Source organism: Mycobacterium sp. NGS64, assembly GCF_059812245.1.
This window is the reverse complement of the sequence record NZ_JCALCI010000001.1, coordinates 306945-327199: the sequence shown is the minus strand read 5'-3', so window position 1 is coordinate 327199 and position 20255 is coordinate 306945. Positions and strand designations below refer to the sequence as shown.

At 67.4% G+C, this 20255-nt stretch carries 16 protein-coding genes and 1 riboswitch; of the genes, 8 read left to right on the top strand and 8 right to left on the bottom strand.

Going from position 1 to position 20255, the window contains the following annotated elements; genetic code table 11:
* Nucleotides 1-96 precede the first annotated feature (96 nt).
* Genes dacB1 through nagA form a run of 3 tightly spaced genes read left to right on the top strand, consistent with a single transcriptional unit; the run spans nucleotide 97 to nucleotide 3826 of the window.
* Nucleotides 97-1338 (top strand): D-alanyl-D-alanine carboxypeptidase DacB1, encoded by a 1242-nt coding sequence (gene dacB1, locus AC5Y4S_RS01635; protein ID WP_500029348.1) that lies wholly within the window; start codon nucleotides 97-99, stop codon nucleotides 1336-1338.
* Nucleotides 1335-2678, top strand: coding sequence for a sugar porter family MFS transporter (locus AC5Y4S_RS01630; RefSeq protein WP_500029347.1), 1344 nt, complete (start codon nucleotides 1335-1337; stop codon nucleotides 2676-2678). The genes dacB1 and AC5Y4S_RS01630 overlap by 4 nt, the downstream gene beginning before the upstream one ends.
* Entirely contained in the window at nucleotides 2669-3826 is a 1158-nt protein-coding gene (gene nagA / locus AC5Y4S_RS01625) for an N-acetylglucosamine-6-phosphate deacetylase (RefSeq protein ID WP_500029346.1), read from the top strand. The genes AC5Y4S_RS01630 and nagA overlap by 10 nt, the downstream gene beginning before the upstream one ends.
* On the opposite strand, the gene AC5Y4S_RS01620 is transcribed toward nagA, so the two are convergent.
* The 3 genes from AC5Y4S_RS01620 to trpS form a co-directional block, all read right to left on the bottom strand.
* The gene (locus AC5Y4S_RS01620) at nucleotides 3823-5307 is read right to left on the bottom strand and encodes a flavin-containing monooxygenase (RefSeq protein ID WP_500029345.1); all 1485 of its coding nucleotides are present in this window, start codon (nucleotides 5305-5307) and stop codon (nucleotides 3823-3825) included. The two genes, nagA and AC5Y4S_RS01620, sit on opposite strands and share 4 nt — an antisense overlap.
* Nucleotides 5308-5384: 77 nt before the next feature.
* Complete coding sequence (gene yhjD / locus AC5Y4S_RS01615; protein ID WP_500029344.1) at nucleotides 5385-6425, bottom strand: inner membrane protein YhjD; 1041 nt, start codon at nucleotides 6423-6425, stop codon at nucleotides 5385-5387.
* An 8-nt stretch (nucleotides 6426-6433) separates the two neighbouring features.
* Nucleotides 6434-7453 carry a tryptophan--tRNA ligase gene (gene trpS / locus AC5Y4S_RS01610; RefSeq protein ID WP_068136288.1) on the bottom strand — a complete coding sequence of 340 codons (1020 nt, stop codon included), beginning with the start codon at nucleotides 7451-7453 and terminating at the stop codon, nucleotides 6434-6436.
* 131 nt (nucleotides 7454-7584) lie between these two features.
* On the opposite strand from trpS, the gene ephH reads away from it, so the two are divergent.
* Entirely contained in the window at nucleotides 7585-8382 is a 798-nt protein-coding gene (gene ephH / locus AC5Y4S_RS01605; protein WP_500032041.1) for an epoxide hydrolase EphH, read from the top strand.
* Here the strand turns inward: ephH and AC5Y4S_RS01600 are convergent.
* Nucleotides 8371-9600 carry an NADP-dependent isocitrate dehydrogenase gene (locus AC5Y4S_RS01600; RefSeq protein ID WP_500029343.1) on the bottom strand — a complete coding sequence of 410 codons (1230 nt, stop codon included), beginning with the start codon at nucleotides 9598-9600 and terminating at the stop codon, nucleotides 8371-8373. The genes ephH and AC5Y4S_RS01600 overlap by 12 nt on opposite strands.
* Before the next feature lie 28 nt (nucleotides 9601-9628).
* The gene (locus AC5Y4S_RS01595) at nucleotides 9629-11875 is read right to left on the bottom strand and encodes an NADP-dependent isocitrate dehydrogenase (protein WP_500029342.1); all 2247 of its coding nucleotides are present in this window, start codon (nucleotides 11873-11875) and stop codon (nucleotides 9629-9631) included.
* Nucleotides 11876-12036: 161 nt separating this feature from the next.
* A riboswitch (SAM riboswitch) is annotated at nucleotides 12037-12154 on the top strand.
* Between the two features lie 140 nt (nucleotides 12155-12294).
* Between AC5Y4S_RS01595 and AC5Y4S_RS01590 the strand changes: the two genes are divergently transcribed.
* Genes AC5Y4S_RS01590 through AC5Y4S_RS01580 form a run of 3 tightly spaced genes read left to right on the top strand, consistent with a single transcriptional unit; the run spans nucleotide 12295 to nucleotide 15526 of the window.
* A complete protein-coding gene (locus tag AC5Y4S_RS01590; RefSeq protein WP_500029341.1) occupies nucleotides 12295-13659 on the top strand; it encodes a bifunctional o-acetylhomoserine/o-acetylserine sulfhydrylase in 1365 nt (454 codons plus the stop codon).
* Between the two features lie 11 nt (nucleotides 13660-13670).
* Nucleotides 13671-14798, top strand: a complete 1128-nt coding sequence (gene metX / locus AC5Y4S_RS01585; protein ID WP_500029340.1) for a homoserine O-acetyltransferase MetX — start codon at nucleotides 13671-13673, stop codon at nucleotides 14796-14798.
* Nucleotides 14795-15526, top strand: a complete 732-nt coding sequence (locus tag AC5Y4S_RS01580; protein WP_500029339.1) for a class I SAM-dependent methyltransferase — start codon at nucleotides 14795-14797, stop codon at nucleotides 15524-15526. Before metX ends, AC5Y4S_RS01580 begins: the two co-directional genes overlap by 4 nt.
* Here the strand turns inward: AC5Y4S_RS01580 and AC5Y4S_RS01575 are convergent.
* Nucleotides 15523-16362, bottom strand: a complete 840-nt coding sequence (locus AC5Y4S_RS01575) for an SDR family NAD(P)-dependent oxidoreductase (RefSeq protein WP_500029338.1) — start codon at nucleotides 16360-16362, stop codon at nucleotides 15523-15525. The genes AC5Y4S_RS01580 and AC5Y4S_RS01575 overlap by 4 nt on opposite strands.
* A gap of 9 nt (nucleotides 16363-16371) precedes the next feature.
* A complete protein-coding gene (locus tag AC5Y4S_RS01570; RefSeq protein ID WP_500029337.1) occupies nucleotides 16372-17628 on the bottom strand; it encodes a PE-PPE domain-containing protein in 1257 nt (418 codons plus the stop codon).
* A gap of 548 nt (nucleotides 17629-18176) precedes the next feature.
* Here AC5Y4S_RS01570 and AC5Y4S_RS01565 point away from each other — a divergent pair.
* Complete coding sequence (locus AC5Y4S_RS01565; protein ID WP_500029336.1) at nucleotides 18177-18551, top strand: hypothetical protein; 375 nt, start codon at nucleotides 18177-18179, stop codon at nucleotides 18549-18551.
* A 758-nt stretch (nucleotides 18552-19309) separates the two neighbouring features.
* Here AC5Y4S_RS01565 and AC5Y4S_RS01560 read toward each other — a convergent pair.
* The gene (locus AC5Y4S_RS01560) at nucleotides 19310-20209 is read right to left on the bottom strand and encodes a phage major capsid protein (protein ID WP_500029335.1); all 900 of its coding nucleotides are present in this window, start codon (nucleotides 20207-20209) and stop codon (nucleotides 19310-19312) included.
* Nucleotides 20210-20255: the final 46 nt, after the last annotated feature.

The following is a 20255-nucleotide window of genomic DNA, read 5'->3' as shown; positions in this document are numbered from 1 at the left end:
GCACCCCCGCACGCGGGCGGCTTTGTAACTTCCGCCCCATCAGTCACAGCGCGGCTCCCCGGAATTCGGTGCCGGATCGCCTAATCTGCTCACACAATGACCCTGTTACGTTCCGCGTCATGCCTGGCAGCGGTGCTTTTCCTGGTCGGCGGCTTGGCCGCCGCGCCGATCGTTGCGCCGCTCGCGTCCGCCGAACCGGCCCCCGGCCCCGACGCCGGGCCGCCGAATTGCCCGTACCAGGTGAACACCCCGCCCGCGGTGGACTCCTCGGAGGTTCCGACCGCCGGTGACCCGCCGATCCCGCTGGCGGTGCCCCCCAAGCCGGTCGGCGGCGAGGCGCTGGGCGGTTGCGGCGTCGTCGCGGCACCCGGGACGCCGCCGCTGCCGGGCGACGTGTCGGCCGACGCCTGGCTGGTGGCAGACCTGGACAGCGGCGCCGTCATCGCCGCCAAGGATCCGCACGGCCGGCACCGCCCCGCCAGCATCATCAAGGTGCTGGTCGCCATGGCGTCCATCAACGCGCTGCCGCTGAACAAGTCCGTCGCGGGCACCGCCGACGACGCAGCCGCCGAGGGCACCAAGGTCGGCGTGACCGAGGGCGGCGTGTTCACCGTCAACCAGTTGCTGCACGGCCTGTTGATGCACTCCGGCAACGACGCGGCGCACGCGCTGGCGGTGCAGCTGGGCGGGATGCAGCAGGCGCTGGAGAAGATCAACGTGCTGGCCGCCAAGCTCGGCGGCCGCGACACCCGGGTGGCGACCCCGTCCGGGCTGGACGGCCCCGGCATGAGCACGTCGGCCTACGACATCGGCCTGTTCTACCGCTACGCCTGGCAGAACCCCACCTTCGCCGACATCGTCGCGACCCGGACCTTCAATTTCCCCGGCCACGGCGACCATCCCGGCTACGAGCTGGAAAACGACAACCAGCTGCTCTACAAGTACCCGGGCGCGCTGGGCGGCAAGACCGGCTACACCGACGACGCCGGGCAGACGTTCGTGGGCGCGGCCAACCACGACGGGCGGCGGCTGGTGGCGGTGCTGCTGCACGGGACGCGGCAGCCGATCGCACCGTGGGAGCAGGCGGCGCACCTGCTGGATTACGGGTTTTCCACGCCGCAGGGCACCCAGGTCGGCACGCTGATCGAACCGGACCCGTCGCTGATGCCGGCCCGGCACGACACCGCCGCCGACCGACAGGGCGCCCAGGCCGCCCCGCTGATGCCGTCGGCGGACGCGCTGCCGGTGCGGGTGGGTGTCGCCGCGATCGGCACCGTCATCGTGTTTAGTTTGATCATGGTCGCACGCTCAATGAACCGCCGACCGCAGCACCGTTGAGATCACGGCGGGGGCTGCCGCTCGGACTCACCGCCGCCAGCGTCGGCGTCATCTACGGCTACGACCTGTCGATCATCGCCGGCGCGCAGCTGTTCGTCACCGACGACTTCGGGCTCACCACCCGGCAGCAGGAGCTGCTGACGACGATGGTGGTGATCGGCCAGATCGTCGGCGCGCTCGGCGCCGGCGTGCTCGCCAACGCGATCGGCCGCAAGAAATCGGTGGTGGCGATCCTCGTCGCCTATGCGGCGTTCGCGCTTCTGGGTGCGTTCTCGGTCTCGCTGCCGATGCTGTTGGCGGCGCGCTTCCTGCTGGGCCTGACGATCGGCGTGACGGTGGTGGTGGTGCCGGTGTACGTGGCGGAGTCGGCCCCGGCCGCGGTGCGGGGCTCGCTGTTGACGGCCTATCAGCTTGCGATCGTCAGCGGGCTCGTCGTCGGCTACCTGACGGGTTACCTGCTGGCCGGCGCGCACGCCTGGCGGTGGATGCTGGGACTGGCCGCCCTGCCCGCAATGCTGCTGCTGCCCTTGCTGATTCGGATGCCCGACACGGCCCGGTGGTATGTGCTCAAGGGCAGGGTCGACGACGCCCGCGCCGCGCTGCTGCGCGCGGAGCCGACCGCGAACACCGACGAAGAGCTGGCCGAGATAGCAACCGCCTTGAGCGAAGGCAGCGGCGGCTTTGCCGAGATGTTGCGACCGCCGTATCGGCGGGCGACGGTCTTCGTCGTCACGCTCGGCTTCCTGATCCAGATCACCGGCATCAACGCGATCATTTACTACAGCCCCCGGATATTCGAGGCGATGGGCTTCACGGGCAATTTCGCCCTGCTGGCCCTGCCGGCGCTGGTGCAGATCGCCGGGCTGGCGGCGGTGGGCACGTCGCTGCTGTTGGTCGACCGGGTGGGCCGGCGCCCAATTCTGTTGTGCGGCATAGCCATGATGATCGCCGCCGACCTCGTCCTGATGGCCGTGTTCGCCCAGGGCCGGCTGGGCGGCGCCGGCCTGGTCTTCGGGTTCGCCGGCATCCTGCTGTTCATCTTCGGCTACACCGCGGGTTTCGGCTCGCTGGGCTGGGTGTACGCCAGCGAGAGCTTCCCGACGCGGCTGCGCTCCATCGGTTCCAGCACCATGCTCACCTCCAACCTGGTGGCCAACGCGATCATCGCCGCCGTCTTCCTGACGCTGTTGCATTCACTGGGCGGCGCGGGGACTTTCGCGGTTTTCGTGGTACTGACGCTGATCGCCTTGGGCTTCGTCTACCGGTATGCCCCAGAAACCAAGGGGCGCCAGCTCGAGGACATCAGGCACTTCTGGGAAAACGGCGGCCGATGGGACTGATCTCGGCGGGGACGATGGTTCTCGACGGGCAGGTCTGCCGGCCGGGATGGCTCGAGACGTCCGGCGGGCGGATCCGGGCGTGCGGACCCGGCCGACCGCCCGGGCCGGCCGACCGCGACTTCCCGGATTGCGTTGTGGTGCCGGGCTTTGTCGACATGCACGTGCACGGCGGCGGCGGTGCCTCCTACACCGAGGCCTCCTGCACCGAGCCCCAAGCCGCGCCCGATGCCATCGATGCAGCCGCGGACTTTCACAAACGGCGCGGCACCACCACCACGCTCGCCAGCCTGGTCACCGCCGCACCGGCCGAGCTGATCGCCGGCGTCCGCGCGCTCGCCGCGGCCACCGAACGTGGCACCATCGCGGGCATCCACCTGGAGGGGCCGTGGCTGAGCCCGGCCCGGTGCGGGGCGCACGACCCGACCCGGATGCGCCACCCGGACCCCGCCGAGATCGACGCCGTGCTCGCCGCCGGTGGCGGTGCCGTCCGGATGGTCACGCTGGCGCCGGAACTGCCCGGCGCCGACGACGCGATCCGGCGGTTCCTGGACGCGAATGTGGTTGTGGCCGTGGGCCATACGGACGCGACCTATGAGCAGACACAACGGGCCATCGCCGCTGGCGCCACAGTAGGCACCCACCTGTTCAACGCGATGCCGCCGCTGCACCACCGCGAACCGGGGCCCGCGATCGCGCTGCTGCGCGACCCGAGGGTGACCGTCGAACTCATCGCCGACGGCGTCCACGTGCACCCCGAGGTGGCGCGCGCCGTCGTCGCGGCCGCGGGGCCCGACCGCGTCGCGCTGGTCACCGACGCGCTGGCCGCGGCCGGCTGCGCCGACGGGACGTTTCGGCTCGGCGCGGTGCCGGTCGACGTCGTGTCCGGCGTCGCGCGGGTGCACGGGACGTCGACGATCGCCGGCAGCACCGCCACCATGGATCGGCTCTTCCGCGACGCGGCCGCCTCGGACGCGGGAGACGCGGGGCTGGCCGCCGCGGTGGCGATGACGGCGACGACGCCGGCGCGCGCGCTGGGCCTCGAACGGGTGGGCGCCCTGCGGGCCGGTTACGACGCGAATCTGGTTGTGCTGGACGGCACCTGGGAGGTGAGCGCCGTCATGGTTCGCGGCGAATGGTTGACGGGTTAGCGGATCGCGTAGTCACTCAACGGAAAGCTTGACGCTTCCTCGACCGCGTTTTCCGTCGGCGTCGGCCGCAGCAGACTCGCTTCGCCGCTGCTGTTGAAGTAGTACGACCGCGAGGTGGCGCAGTTACCGGCGTAGAAAATCGTGTCGTCGAGAAGCTCGGTCATCTGGTCCAGGAAGCGCGCGTTTGCTTCCTCGGTCACCTCGAACTCGGTCGCACCCACCCGCTGCAACTCACCGAAAAGCCGGTCCATGTGCCGCATCTGGTACTCCACGTTGTTGAAGACCGAGAGGCCGCAGAACCCGTACGGACTGGCCAGGCTCAGGTAGTTCGGGAAGTACGGGACGGACATCCCCTGATAGGCCTGGAACCTGTTCTCGCGCCACCACTTTCCGAGGTTTCGGCCCTGCCGGCCGATCATCTCGATCGCCGGGAAGTTGGCGTCCCACAAATCGAAACCGGTGGCGAGCACCAACGTGTCGATGACGGTCTTGCGCCCGTCGGCGGTGACGATGCCGTCGGGCTCGATCCGCTCGATGCTGTTGGTCTCCAAGTGCACGTGCGGTTCGGTGAACGTGCGGTAGTAGCTGTTGGACCACGTGGGCCGCTTACAACCGAAGTCGTAGTCGGGCGTCAGCTTGCGGCGCAGCTCCTTGTCCCGTATCGAGACGAACCGGCTGATCTTGGCCAAGTCCGCGGCGACGATGGTCAGCCGTCGGAACGTGCGGAAATGCAGCACACCCGTCACGATCATGATTTCGAAGAAGAAGTCGGTCAGATGCCGAACGAGCCGCTGCACCTTCGGGGCCCGGGCGAACACCCGCTGCAGCCACGCGGGAATCGCGAAGTCGATCTTGGGAACCACATGGATCGCCGTCCGCTGATACACGGTCAGGTCGGCGACTTTGCCGGCCAGCACGGGGATCAACTGCACCGCGGTCGCCCCGGTTCCGATGATTGCCGCGCGGCGACCCTCAAGGTCGTAGTCGTCGTCCCAGGCGGTGGTGTGGATGACCTTGCCGGCGAAACTCTCGATGCCGGCAATGTCCGGGGTACGCGGCTGCGACAGGAACCCTGTCGCGGTGATCAGGAAACGCGCCGTCAGCGTCTCGCCGCCCGCCAACTCCACCCGCCACCTGTGCGCGTCCTCGTCCCAGCGCGCGCCTTCGACGACCGTGTTGAACCGCATGTAGCGACGCACGTCGTATTTGTCGGCGACGTGCTCGGCGTATCGCTTCAATTCGGGGCCGGGGGCGAACAGGCGGGACCAGTACGGGTTGGGTTCAAACCAGTACGAGTAGGTGGTGGAAGCGATGTCGACGGCCAGGCCCGGGTACCGGTTGACATGCCAGGTTCCACCGAGGTCGTCCTCGCGGTCGAGGATGACGATGTCCTGGTAGCCGAGCCGATTGAGCTGGATCGCCGCGCCGATGCCGCTGAAGCCCGCACCAACGATGACGAACTCGAATTCGCCCGTACTCATGGGACCAGGTAGCTCCTTGTGTGACGCAGGTCACCGCGCGCTGCGCAGCTGCTCGCGTACCGAGTGTAAAGCAGGAGTCATTTTCCCTGCGTGAGCAGCCGGCGGGCCAGCCGGGAGAACGCCAACGCCCCAGCGGCTCCCAGGCCCACCGCGGTCAGCGTCTGACGCGCGGACAGTCCCTCGTCCAGCTGCACCCGCGGGGCGATGATCGCGGGCGGCGGGGGGTCCACGTGCTTGGCCCGCGGGTCGTCGGACGCGGTGGCGGCCCACGCGGCGGCGAACAGCACCAGGTACGCGGTGACGTAGGAGAACACCATGAGGCCCAGCACCGGGCCGAAGGCGACCCCGGCGGGGCTGCGCAGCACCGCCCGCAGATACAGCGACGCCACCTGCTTGAACGCCTCGAAGCCGATCGCCGCCAACAGGCCGGCCCGCATCGAGGCGACCGGGTCGACCTTCTCGCGCGGCAGCCGGGCGATCATCCAGGCGAACAGCAGCCACGACACGAACAACGAGATCAGAATCGAGAAGAGCCGGAACAGCCAGTCGAACACCGAAAACTGCGGTATGCCAAGCCATCTCAGCACCGCGCCCATCGGCGCCTCGTGCCCGAGCGTACTGAGCGCCACGGTGGCCAGCGCCACGGTGAACGTCCCCACCATCGCCAGCAGGTCGGAGAGTTTGTTGCGCAGGAACCCCGGCGACTCGATGCGCTTGTCCCACCACATCTCGGTCACCGCGCCCCGCAGGTGCGATATCCAGCCCACGCCCGCCCAGGCGGCGGTGGCCAGCCCGATCAGGCCAACCGAGGTTCGCGCGTCGATCGCCGAATTCATCAGGTCGACCAGCTGTTGGGAAAGCGCGCCGGTCACCGCGGACCGGATGTGGTCGTCGATCGTGCTCAGCAGCTGCGGCCGGCGCGACAGCAGGAACCCGAACGCCGCGAAACCCACCATCAGCAAGGGGAATAACGCGAAGATCGTGTAGTAGGTGAGGCCGGCGGCGTAGAACCCACCGTTGCGCTCATCGAAACGCTGATAGGCGCGGATGACGTGGTCGAGCCATCGAAACCGGGCACGCAGCCGATCCAGGATGCCTGGCTTGGCCGGCTCGCTCATGCGTAACCCTATTCCCGTACCGGAAGGAACCCCAACCGATCGTAAACCCGCCGAACGGTTTTCCCGGCGACCTCCTCGGCGCGCTGCGCCCCGGCCGCCAGCACCGACTCCAATTCGGCACGGTCGGCCATCAATTCGTCGACGCGCGCCTTGATCGGGCTCACGAATTCGACCACGGCCTCGGCGGTGTCCTTCTTCAGGTCGCCGTAGCCGCGCCCGGCGTAGCCCTCGACGAGCTTGTCGATGCCGACCCCGGTGACCGCCGACTGGATGGTCAGCAGGTTCGACACGCCCGCCTTGGCCTCGGTGTCGTAGCGGATCTCGCGCTCACTGTCGGTCACCGCGGAGCGAATCTTCTTGGCCGACAACGCCGGATCGTCGAGCAGGTTGATCAGCCCGGCATCGGTGGCCGCCGATTTGCTCATCTTCGACGTCGGGTCGGCCAAGTCGTAGATCTTGGCGGTCACCTTGGGGATGAGCACGTCGGGGACGACGAAGGTGTCCGGGAAGCGGCTGTTGAACCGCTGCGCGACGTCGCGCGCCAGCTCGAGGTGCTGGCGCTGGTCCTCGCCCACCGGCACCAGGTCGCTGTCGTAGGCCAGCACGTCGGCCGCCTGCAGCACCGGGTAGGTGAACAACCCCACCGTGGTCGAGTCGCTGCCCTGGCGCGTGGACTTGTCCTTGAACTGCGTCATTCGCGACGCCTGGCCGAAGCCGGTGAAGCACCCCAGCACCCACGCCAGCTGGGTGTGCGCGGGCACGTGGCTCTGCACGAAGACCGTGCTGCGCCCGGGGTCGATGCCCAGCGCCAGGTACTGCGCGGCGGTGACCAGGGTCCGCCGCCGCAGCGCCTCGGGATCCTGCGGGATGGTGATGGCGTGCAGGTCGACCACGCAGAAGAACGCGTCATGGTCGTCTTGCAGCGCCACCCACTGGGTGATCGCGCCCAGCGCGTTACCGAGGTGAAGCGAGTCGGAGGTGGGCTGCACGCCGGAGAAAAGCCGGCTGGATCCGGTAGCGGTGCTCATGATTCCCCGATCTTTTCACGCGCGGACCGGCCGTTGTTTGCAGTACCGGCGGTACCGCCATTACTGTCGGTTGGATGGGGAGCAACGTGGGGAGCCGTCCGCCGATGCATCTAGGTTCGGGAGAACCGATCCTGCTGCTGCACCCGTTCCTGCTGTCGCAGGCGGTGTGGGAGGACGTGGCGCGGCAGCTGGCCGACACCGGCCACTACGAGGTGTTCGCCCCGACGATGGCCGGCCACAACGGCGGGCCGAAGGCCGGGACCTGGTTCCTGTCGTCCGACGTGCTCGCCGACTACGTCGAGCAGCAGATGGACGAACTGGGCTGGAAGACCGCCCACATCGTGGGCAATTCGCTGGGTGGCTGGGTCGCCTTCGAGCTGGAGCGCCGCGGCCGGGCGCGCAGCATCACCGGCATCGCCCCGGCCGGCGGTTGGACGCGCTGGACCCCGGCGAAGTTCGAGGTGATCGCAAAGTTCATCCTGGGCATCCCCCTGCTGGTGGCGGCATGGGCGTTCGGCCCCAAGGTGCTGCGCCTGCCGTTCAGCCGGCAAATGGCCACCTACGCGATCAGCGCCAAGCCCGACGGCGTCAGCGACGCTCAACTGCTCGGCTGCATCGACGACGTCGCGCACTGCCCGGCCTACTTCCAGCTGCTGGTCAAGGCGCTGTTGCTGCCCGGCCTGCGGGAGGTCGCGCAGAACGCCGTCCCGGCCCATCTGGTGATCTGCGAGAAGGACCGGATCCTGCCGTCCCCCCGATTCAGCCGGCATTTCACCGACCAGCTGCCCAAGGACAGTCACCAGGTCACCAAGCTCGACGGCGTGGGGCACATTCCGATGTTCGAGGCGCCCGAGCGCATCACCCGGGTGATCACCGAATTCATCGAGGAGCGCTGCCCGGTCGCGGGCCGCGAGGAGTCAGCCGGCTAGGGCCTTTTCCAGGTTCTCGGCGATGGAGTTCAGGAACTCCTCGCTGTTCTGGTACTCCTGCTCGGGGCCGATGAGGATGGCGAGATCCTTGGTCATCTTGCCGCCCTCGACGGTGGAGATGACGACGTCTTCGAGCTTCTGGGCGAACTCGATCACCTCGGGGGTGTCGTCGAGCTTGCCGCGGTGCTGCAGGCCCCGCGTCCAGGCGAAGATCGAGGCGATCGGGTTGGTCGAGGTCGGCTTGCCGGCCTGATACTGCCGGAAGTGGCGGGTGACGGTGCCGTGCGCGGCCTCGGCCTCGACGGTCTTGCCGTCGGCCGTCATCAGCACGGACGTCATCAGCCCCAGCGAGCCGTAGCCCTGCGCGACGGTGTCGGACTGCACGTCGCCGTCGTAGTTCTTGCACGCCCACACGTAGCCGCCCTCCCACTTGAGGCAGGCGGCCACCATGTCGTCGATGAGCCGGTGCTCGTAGGTCAGGCCCTCGGCTTCGAACTGCTCCTTGAATTCCTCGTCGTAGATGCGCTGGAACTCGTCTTTGAACATGCCGTCGTAGGCCTTGAGGATGGTGTTCTTGGTGGACAGGTACACCGGCCACTTGGCGTTCAGGCCGTAGGCGAACGAGGCGCGCGCGAAATCGCGGATGGAGTCCTTGAAGTTGTACATCCCCATCACGACGCCGCCGTCCTCGGGGATGGACACCACCTCGTGCACCATGGGCTCGCTGCCGTCGGCCGGCGTGAACGTCAGCGTGACGGTGCCGGGCCTGTCGACCTTGAAGTTCGTCGCGCGGTACTGGTCGCCAAAAGCGTGCCGGCCGATGACGATTGGCTTGGTCCAGCCCGGAACCAGGCGCGGCACATTGGAAATCACGATCGGCTCGCGGAAGATGGTGCCGCCCAAGATGTTCCGGATGGTCCCGTTGGGCGAGAGCCACATCTTTTTGAGGTTGAACTCGTGGACTCGCGCCTCGTCCGGCGTGATGGTCGCGCACTTGACGCCCACGCCGTGCTTCTTGATCGCATAGGCCGCGTCGATCGTCACCTGGTCGTCGGTGCGGTCGCGGTGCTCCATGCCCAGGTCGTAGTACTCGAGGTTGATGTCGAGATGGGGCAGGATCAGCATGTCCTTGATGAGCTTCCAGATGACACGGGTCATCTCGTCGCCGTCGAGCTCGACCACCGGGCCCTTGACCTTGATCTTGGATTCGTCAGACATATTGAGTTCGACTTTCTTCTTGCGGCTCTCAGCCCTGGGCGGCTTGCGACGCTGCCAGCGCTTCGTTGAACGTTTTGCTCGGCCGCATTACTGCAGTCGTCTTCTCCGTGTCCGGGCGATAGTAGCCGCCGATGTCGACCGGCTCGCCCTGCGCCTCTGCGAGTTCCGCCACGATCGCGTCCTCGTTTTTGCTCAACTCCTCGGCCAGCGCGGCGAAGTGCTCGCGCAACTCGTCATCTTCGGATTGCGCGGCGAGTTCCCCGGCCCAGTACAGCGCCAGATAGAACTGGCTGCCGCGGTTGTCGAGTTCGCCGGTCTTGCGTGACGGGCTCTTGTTGTTCTCCAGCAGCTTGCCGATCGCCGCGTCCAGCGTCTTGCCGAGCAGCTTGGCGCGCGGGTTGTCGGTCTTGATGCCGATGTCCTCGAAACACGCTCCCAGAGCGAGGAACTCGCCGAGGGAATCCCAGCGCAGATGATTTTCCTCGACCAGCTGGTGGACGTGCTTCGGCGCCGAACCGCCCGCCCCGGTTTCGTACATTCCGCCGCCGGACATCAGCGGCACGATGGACAGCATCTTGGCGCTGGTGCCGAGCTCCAGGATCGGGAACAGGTCGGTGAGGTAGTCGCGCAGGATGTTTCCGGTCGCGGCGATGGTGTCCTGCCCGCGCATCGCGCGCTCCAGCGTGTAGCGCATGGCCCACACCTGGGGCATGATCTGGATTTCCAGGCCCTCGGTGTCGTGCTCCTTGAGGTACGCCTTGACCTTCTTGCGCAGCTCGACCTCGTGCGGCCGCTCGGTGTCCAGCCAGAACACCACCGTCATGCCCGAGTTTCGCGCCCGGGTGACGGCCAGCTTCACCCAGTCGCGGATCGCTTCGTCGGTGACGATCGGCATCCGCCAGATGTCGCCTTCTTCCACGTTCTGGGTCAGCAGGACTTCCCCGGTGTCGAGGTCGACGATGTCGGCGACGCCGTCTTCGGGGATCTCGAATGTCTTGTCGTGCGAGCCGTATTCCTCGGCCTGCTGCGCCATCAGGCCGACGTTAGGCACGGTGCCCATGGTCGTCGGGTCGAACTGTCCGTGGGTTTTACAGAAGTTGATGATCTCCTGGTAGATGCGCGAGAAGGTCGACTCGGGGTTGACGGCCTTGGTGTCCTTCTGCCGCCCGTCGGCGCCCCACATCTTGCCGCCGGCGCGGATCATCGCCGGCATCGACGCATCGACGATCACGTCGCTGGGCGAATGAAAGTTGGTGATGCCCTTGGCCGAATCGACCATCGCCAGCTCGGGGCGGTGTTCGTGGCAGGCGTGCAGGTCGCGGATGATCTCCTCGTGCTGCGTCGCGGGCAGCGATTCGATCTTGTCGTACAGGTCGACCAGCCCGTTGTTGACGTTGACGCCAAGCTCGTCGAACAGCTCCTGGTGCTTGGCGAATGCGTCCTTGTAATAGACCTTCACGGCGTGGCCGAAGACGATCGGGTGGGAGACCTTCATCATGGTCGCCTTGACGTGCAGCGAGAACATCACGCCGGTCTCGTAGGCGTCCTGCATCTGTTCCTCGTAGAACTCGACCAGGGCCTTCTTGCTCATGAACATGGAATCGATGACGTCGCCGTCGCGCAGCTCGACCTTCGGCTTGAGGTCGAGGGTCTCCCCACTGTTGGTCCGAAGCACCATCTTCACGTTGCGCGCGCGGTCCAGCGTCATCGACTTCTCGCCGTGGTAGAAGTCGCCGTGTCGCATGGTGGCGACGTGGGTGCGCGAGGCCGGCGACCAGTCCCCCATGCTGTGCGGGTGCTTGCGCGCGTACTCCTTGACGGCCTTGGGCGCGCGCCGGTCCGAGTTGCCTTGCCGCAGAACCGGGTTCACCGCGCTGCCCAGGCATTTGCCGTAGCGGGCGCGAATTTCCTTGTCCTCGTCGGTCTTCGGGCTCTGCGGAAAGTCCGGGATCCGGTAGCCCTTGCCCTGCAGCTCCTTGATGGCGGCGACCAGCTGGGGCACGGAGGCGCTGACGTTCGGCAGCTTGATGATGTTGGTGTCGGGCCGCTGCGTCAGCTCGCCGAGTTCCGCCAGGTCGTCCGGCACCCGCTGATCTTCGGTGAGGTAGTCGCCGAACTCGGCGAGGATCCGAGCGGCCACGGAGATGTCACTCGTCTTGATCTCGATGCCCGCCGGCTCGGCGAAGGCCCGCACGATCGGCAGGAACGCGTAGGTCGCCAGCAGCGGCGCCTCGTCGGTCAGCGTGTAGATGACGGTCGGCTGTTCGGCGCACACGGTCCATCTCCCGGCATCATTGGATCGGTTCTCAGCGTTCTGGTTGCCACGTTATCAAGGGTGTTTGGACAGGTGTCGACCCGCAGGCGAGCCGGTCTGTTGGCATCTCTGTCGGCATCTCTGTTGGCACGGGCGAGCCGCTATGAGATAGGCTTCACATCGGTCATGAGCGCCAGCGCTAAGCCCCGGCTTGCTGGCCGGCAACCCTCCAACCGCGGTGGGGTGCCCCGGGTGAAAGACCAGGTCTAGTAGCCACAGGCTGCGCGGCAAGCGCGGGTCCGCCATACCGGACCCCTGACTAGAGGGGAAACGTGATGCGCATTCATCAAGCTCACTCGCGTCGTTTTGTCTGCCGTCGGTAGTTCGACCGCGCACTTCCCGATACCCGAATTCACTTCAGAGAAGAAAGCACACCGCACGTGAGCTCACAAAACAACGAAACCAGCCCCGAGGCAGATCCGACCGCGCACTGGTCGTTCGAGACCAAGCAGGTTCACGCCGGCCAGAGTCCCGACCCCGCGACCAACGCCCGCGCCCTGCCGATCTACCAGACCACGTCCTACGTCTTCAACGACACCACGCACGCCGCCGCGCTGTTCGGGCTTGAGGTCCCGGGCAACATCTACACCCGGATCGGCAACCCGACCACCGACGTCGTCGAGCAACGCATCGCCGCGCTCGAGGGCGGGGTGGCCGCGCTTTTCCTGTCCTCCGGCCAAGCGGCTGAGACATTCGCCATATTGAACCTCGCAAGTGCTGGAGATCACATCGTGTCCAGCCCGCGGCTCTACGGTGGCACCTACAACCTGTTCCACTATTCGCTGCCGAAGCTCGGCATCGAGGTCAGCTTCGTCGACGATCCCGACGACCTCGATTCGTGGCAGGCCGCGGTGCGCCCGAACACCAAGGCGTTCTTCGGTGAGACCATCTCCAACCCGCAGATCGACATCCTCGACACGCCCGGGGTTTCCGGGGTCGCCCACGCCAACGGCGTGCCGCTGATCGTCGACAACACCATCGCGACGCCCTACCTGATCCAGCCGTTCACCCAGGGCGCCGACATCGTGGTGCACTCGGCCACCAAGTACCTGGGCGGGCACGGCGCCGCCATCGCCGGCGTGATCGTCGACGGCGGCACCTTCGACTGGACGCAGGGCCGCTTCCCCGGATTCACCACGCCCGACCCCAGCTATCACGGCGTGGTGTTCGCCGAGCTCGGGCCGCCGGCGTACGCGCTCAAGGCCCGCGTGCAGCTGCTGCGCGACCTCGGGTCGGCCGCCGCGCCGTTCAACGCGTTCCTGGTGGCGCAGGGCCTGGAGACGCTGAGCCTGCGCGTCGAGCGGCACGTCGCCAACGCGCAGCGGGTCGCCGAGTTCTTGGAGGCCCACGACGGCGTCGTGTCCGTCAACTACGCGGGGCTGCCCAGCTCGCCCTGGTACGAGCGGGGAAAGAAGCTGGCGCCCAAGGGAACCGGGGCCGTGCTGGCGTTCGAGCTGGCCGGCGGCGTCGAGGCCGGCAAGGCGTTCGTGAACGCGCTGCAGCTGCACAGCCACGTCGCGAACATCGGCGACGTGCGCTCGCTGGTGATCCACCCGGCGTCGACCACCCACGCCCAGCTGAGCCCCGAGGAGCAGCTGTCCACCGGCGTCAGCCCCGGCCTGGTGCGGCTGGCCGTCGGCATTGAGGGCATCGACGACATCCTGGCCGACCTGGAGCTCGGCTTCGCCGCGGCCCGCAAGATCGGTGCCGTGGCGGCCGACCCGCAGGCCGTGGCGGCGTTCTGAGGGGTTTCGACATGACGATCTCCGACGTCCCGACGCAGACGCTGCCCGCCGAAGGCGAGATCGGCCTCGTCCACATCGGCTCGCTGACCACCGAAAGCGGTGCGGTGATCGACGACGTCTGCATCGCGGTGCAGCGCTGGGGCGAGCTGTCGCCGACGCGCGACAACGTGGTGGTGGTGCTGCACGCGCTCACCGGCGATTCGCACATCACCGGGCCAGCCGGGCCCGGGCATCCCACGCCCGGCTGGTGGGACGGCGTGGCCGGGCCGGGAGCGCCGATCGACACCGACCGCTGGTGCGCGGTGGCCACCAACGTGCTCGGCGGCTGCCGCGGCTCCACCGGCCCCAGCTCGCTGGCCCGGGACGGAAAGCCCTGGGGTTCAAGGTTTCCGCTGATCTCGGTGCGTGACCAGGTGGAGGCCGACGTCGCCGCGCTGGCCGCCCTGGGCATTGACCGGGTGGCTGCCGTCGTCGGCGGATCCATGGGCGGCGCAAGGGCTTTGGAGTGGATCGTCGGCCACCCCGACCGGGTGCGGGCGGGGCTGCTGCTGGCGGTCGGCGCGCGCGCCACCGCGGACCAGATCGGTACGCAGGCCACGCAGGTCGCGGCCATCAAGGCCGACCCGAACTGGCACGGCGGCGACTACTACGAGACGGGGCAATCGCCGGACGCCGGGCTGACCATCGCCCGCCGCTTCGCGCACCTGACCTACCGCGGCGAGGTCGAGCTTGACACCCGGTTCGCCAACGACAAGCAGGGCGGCGCGGACAGCCGCTACGCCGTGCAGAGCTACCTGGAGCACCAGGGCGACAAGCTGTTGGCCCGCTTCGACGCCGGCAGCTACGTCGTCCTGACCGAGGCGCTGAGCAGTCACGACGTCGGCCGCGGCCGCGGCGGCGTCGAGCGCGCCCTGCGCGGGTGCCCGGTGCCGGTGGTGGTCGGGGGCATCACCTCCGACCGGCTTTACCCGCTGCGGCTGCAGGAGGAGCTGGCCGAGCTGCTGCCCGGCTGCTCCGAGCTGCACGTCGTCGACTCCATCTGCGGGCACGACGGGTTCCTGGTCGAGTCCGAGGCCGTCGGCGAGTTGATCCGCAAGACGCTCGATTTGGCGGACTCGGCTGATCGGGGTCGGCGGTGATCCGCTCCAGCCAGGAACGCTCGCTGTCATTCGGCTCGGCGGCCGCCGCCTACGAGCGTGGCCGCCCCTCTTATCCGCCGGAGGCCATCGACTGGCTGATTCCCCGCGGCGCGCGCCGCGTGCTGGACCTGGGCGCGGGCACCGGCAAGCTGACCACCCGGCTGGTGGAACGCGGCCTGGACGTGGTGGCCGTCGACCCGATTCCGGACATGCTGGAGGTGCTGCGGTCGTCGCTGCCGGAGACCCGCGCCCTGCTGGGCACCGCGGAAGAGATTCCGTTGGAGGACAACAGCGTTGACGCCGTGGTCGTCGCCCAGGCGTGGCACTGGGTGGATCCGGAGCGGGCGATCCCGGAGGTGGCCCGGGTGCTGCGGCCGGGCGGGCGGCTCGGCCTGGTGTGGAACACCCGCGACGAGCGGATGGGCTGGGTGCGTGAGTTGGGCGAGATCATCGGTTCCGACGGGGACCGGGGCCGCTTCGACGTGTCGCTGTCGGCGTCGTTCACCGAGCCCGAGCGTCATCAGGTCGAGTGGACGAATTACCTTACGCCGCAAGCATTGATCGACCTGGTGGCGTCGCGCAGCTACTGCATCACCTCGCCGACCGAGGTCCGCACTCGCACGCTCGACCAGGTGCGCCAGTTGCTGGCCACCCATCCGGCGCTGGCGAATTCGAACGGTCTCGCGCTGCCATACGTGACCGTGTGCATCCGGGCGGCACTGGCCTAGGGCGGGGTCACGGGCAGGCCGTCGGCGTTCCGTCCTTCGTAGAGCATCGGCAGGTAGCTCGCGAGGAAGCCCTCGACGTCGCGGCCGTGGTTGGCCACCCACTCCCGGTTCTCCGGGTGGGTCAGGATGAGATAGCGCTCCTGCCGGATGCCGGCGACGACCCGTTCGGCGGCGTCTTCGGGCGTGATCGGGCGCAACAGGTGGGGCGGGACGTTGATCCAGCGCGGGTCGTCGATCCCGATCATGCGCGCGGTCTCGCCGATGTTGGTGGTCACCAATTCCGGGCAAACGACCGAAACCCCAATGCCTTTGGGTCGCAGGTACAGGTACAGGCCCTCGCTGATCCCGACCACGGCATGTTTGGCGCCGATGTAGGGGATGTTGTCGTAGCCGTGGGCGTACAGGCCGGCGATAGATGCCGTGTTGACGATCCAGCCGTGGCCCTGCTGGAGCAGGATGGGCACGAACGCGCGGATGCCCCGCACGACGCCGAACACGTTGATGTCGAACAGCCGCTGCCAGTCCTGCATCGGGACGCGTTCCGGCGGGCCGAGCAGCGCCACGCCGGCGTTGTTCATGACGACGTCCACCTTGCCGAATTCCTCGAGCACCGTGCGCGCCAGGGCGTCGACGTCGGCGTCGGAGGTGACGTCGCAGCGCACTGCCAGCGCCCTTCGCCCGACCTCGGTGACCGCCGCCGCGGTCTCGTCCAGTCGCTCTTGGTGAATGTCGCCGACCACGATGTCGGCCCCGGCCCGCGCCAGAGCGAGCGCCGTGGCCCGTCCGATGCCGGAGGCACCGCCGGTGATGACCGCGACCGCGCCGGAAAGTTCCATGGCTTTACGTCACCAGAAGAGGTTCGGCAGCGGGGGCAAGCCTTGCAGCACGCCTTGGGAGAAGTACGGCCCCGCGTTCGGTGTGAGGGACGAGTAGCCGTCGTTGACGATCGGTTCCAGGAACGAGTTGAGGTTGTCGACGATCGGTTGCGGAACGCCAATCTGCTGAAGCGGCAACAACATTGGCAGGGTCGGTGACGGGACCATGTAGGTGGTGATGGTGCCGCCCAGGGAAGTGGTCGTGCTGGACAGCTGCACCGCGTCCGACATCGAGGCCAGCGATGTGGTGTTGTGGTGGTAGATCCCGGCGGCCAGCGCGTTGACCCATGCCGGGATGTTCCAGGGCCGGTCGGGCGGGTTGCCGAAAAAGTCGTACTGGCCGAACACCACGCTGACGTCGTATTGGGTGTTCGGCAGGCCCTGCGACGTGTAGTCGACGAAGGGCACCGTCACCCCGTTCGGCAGGTAGATGTGGAACAGGCCGGTCTCGGGGCCGTTGAACAGGGCGAACTGCAGGGCACTGTGCGGAGGGGCGGCGGCCGGGTCGGCCGCCAGGGCGGCCAATTCGCGGTTGACGACGAGCGTTCCCTCCGACAGCGCGGCGATGCGCACCGGTGCACCGCTGCCGTTCGCGAAGGCATTGAAGATCTGGTCGTTGAGCGCCCGCTGCCCCATGGCGAGGGCCTCGTTGACGCCGGGAGCGGCCAGGCTCCCGCTGATGAGGCCGATGCTGGCCGGGTAGTTGACCACCTGAGAAGTGGTGCCGGGGAACCAATTCTCTCCGATGGCGTGGTTCAGCAGGTCGTACCCCTGCAGGACCGACACGGAAATGGGGCCCGGGATGCTGCCCGCATAGAGCAACTGCCCCAGATACGGCAGCTCGGTGATGAAGTTCGGGTAGTACAGCGGTCCCGCGCCGGGAACCGTGATCCGCGTACCCGCCGCCGCGCCCGGAATGAGCGGGGACCCCAACAGCGACTCGGCGGTTGCGATCTCGGTGCTCAGATACGTGCCGGCGTTGGCCTGCAGGGTGAGCACGAATTTTTCGTGCAGCTGTGTCGCTTGCGCGGTGATCGAGTGGAATGCCAGGGCGTGCGCGCCGAACAATCCGGCGATGCACGTCGACACCTCGTCGGCGCCGGCTGCCAGCAGCGACGTGGTGGAGTTCGCCGCGGTCGCGTTGGCGGCGTCGACCGCGGACCCGATCCCGGCCAGATCCTCGGCAGCAGCCGACAACCATTCGGGCGCGGCGAGGACATACGACACCTGGTGCCTCCTTGCCCCCGATCGGTGGCTGTGAGGCTACTCCCGGCCGGGACGCTAGGCGTCGCTTTCGTCTTCCTCGTCGTCGTCGTCTTCTCCGTCGTCGTCTTCTCCGTCTTCGGTGTGGAGGAGTTTTTCGGGGTGCCAGTAGGTGTTGGTGCGGGGTTGCTACCGATACCCTCAAACACCCTCTAGTGGTGGGGTGGGTCGCCAGGGGTGGCCCACTGTAACGCTAAGCGTTACGGTGGCTGGGTGCGAATACTTGCGTGTGAGGTCTGTTTCGCGCCGCTGGGCCCTGGCCGGACGATCACGGACCCTGCGATCGTTGCGCGGCTAGCCCGGCGACGTTACTGCTCCAACGCCTGCCGTCAGCGCGCCTACCGCAAGCGGCAGGCCATCGCGCGCCGGGCGCGTTGGACCGCCACTGAGCGCGCCGCCGAGCGCGAGGCGCTTCAACGTGGGCTGCGCGTACTCGATGAGCTGGATGCCGCCGATGCCGCCGCCCTAGACCTCACGCGACATCTCCGCGCGGCCCCCTTGTTGAGTGCCACGTGATCTGCTATCACACGACGCCCGCCGCCGAGATGATCCTGCGCGGCGGGTTTCGGGATGCCACCGGCACGTACGGGTTTGGGTTCGAGTTGACCGGGGTGTGGCTCGGCGACCGGCCCATGGATATCAACGAGGGGGCCAAGGGCGATCAGGTGCTGCGGGTCGAGTTCCCCGATCGCGTCGATCTCGGCGATTTCGAGATCATCGAGGAGGGCAAGCCCGAGGGCAGCTATCGGGAGTGGTGTGTGCCCGCCGCGCTGATCAACGCCCACGCCATCGTGACGCTGCTGACCGACGAGGAGCTGGATCGCATGGGCTCAGGCATTTGGCGCGGTTACCTCGACCCGCCTCCCCCTTGGGCGTCACAGCGGTAACCCATAGCGCGTCAATAGCTTTGGGTTCGCCGCGAAAACGCCCTGAGCGGGCTGCCGGCGGGCTGCCGGCGGGCGAACAAGATTCGGCAATGGCATTGCCGAATCGGGCGGGCCGTGTGACCCGTAAGCGGGGCAACGCTTCTGAGGGGCGTTGGGTGTGGCCGTGTTTGGTGTAGCGGCGCACCGAGTCTCCAAGCGCAGATCGGTGAGGAAGTTTAGCCGTGGCGTCGCCACGGGTGCCGTTGACCAGCGTTTTTGCTTCTTTTTGCGTCAGCCCGAACGGCTCGATGGGACGGCCAGCTCTGGCGCATCGCGTTTGAGCGCCTTGGCATCGGACACCGACTTGCCAGATACACCCAACAGCTTTCGCTGCCCGCGACACAGCCTCACGGTCATGTCGGTTAACCTCCCGCGAATTCGCGGGAGGTTTTTCTTCGCCCAGCCTCGGCCTGCCGCCGACGCGTTTCTTCGCGGCTTCGGCGTACATTGGCTCCAATTGGGTTGCCAGCATGGCCTTTTGGCCCCGCGCCTGGCGCGCGTTGTGGCCCGGCTCCCCGACGGCCACAAGGAGAACCAACCGCCGGGGAGACCGGGCGGGCCCCGGCTCGACCTCGCCCGCAATGCTCGCCCGCCAATCGCGGGCGAAGGAGCCGGGACACCAACCCCAAACCCGAATAGCCGCAATTGCGTCTATCTGCAATTGCCTCGGTGTCGGGGTCGTCTTGCCAGCCCTCTACATAATGTACGGGTTTCACTAGCTAGCCGGTATGGGTCAACCTGACGAAGCGGTCGACATCGCGTGGTGCGAACCCGATCTCGACCTCAGCTCTCACGGCCACCATGTTTCTCTGCCAGAGGTGGACGTCTTTGCCGCCGATGTTCAGCGTCGACTGTGTGCTGATTTCGACGTTGATGGCCTCGACGATTCCCCAGGCCGCGCTCTGCCAGTCGCCGCCGAATCCTACGGTGTGGCTTGCCTTTTCGGCGACATGGCTGGTTTTGTAGACGGGCCTGCCGAGGAGCTGGCCGACTGCGCCGCCCTCGCTCGCGCCCAGCGTGAAGAGCGGCCTGCCGTCGTTGCCCAGCACCCCGAGCAGCGCGACCTCACCGGACGCGCTCAATGCCCAGGCGGTGATGTCGGCGTCCTCGTCCTCGCTCGAATTCACCACGCTGTCAAGAGCTCCCAACAGCCCAGCGTATTCGTCGCCGGCCAGGTCAAGCTGGGGCGCGTCCTCGAGAGTGTCGAATCCGGTGCCGGGTGAGTCGAGGAAGCCGAGCGCGGTGCGGTCGAACTTCTTGGCTAGGGCCTTGGGCAACCGGACGCGGCACTCGTTATACAAGCCGGGCAGGTCACGGGTGAACTGCTTGCTGAACGGTTCGATGACGGCCAGCGTGTAGGGCTTGAGCACCCGCACATCGAAAGTACTTGTTTTGACGGGCTTTTCCTCGGTCTCGGATACCCATTCGGCTTCCGGCGTGGAAGTGACGACCGGGATAACGAGCCCGGTGCCGGGAAGCGTGACTCGCCGGCACAACCGCTGAATCACGGACTCGCGCTGCATGTCGCCGAGAATTTCGTTGCTGACTTCGGGGGGTAGGGTGCCGCCCAAACCTTGTGTGGCGCGGGAAATGTCGAGAGGCGTGGTAGCCATGACCATAACTCCAATAACACTTGTGATTGTGACTCTGGTTGTCCCTCAACAG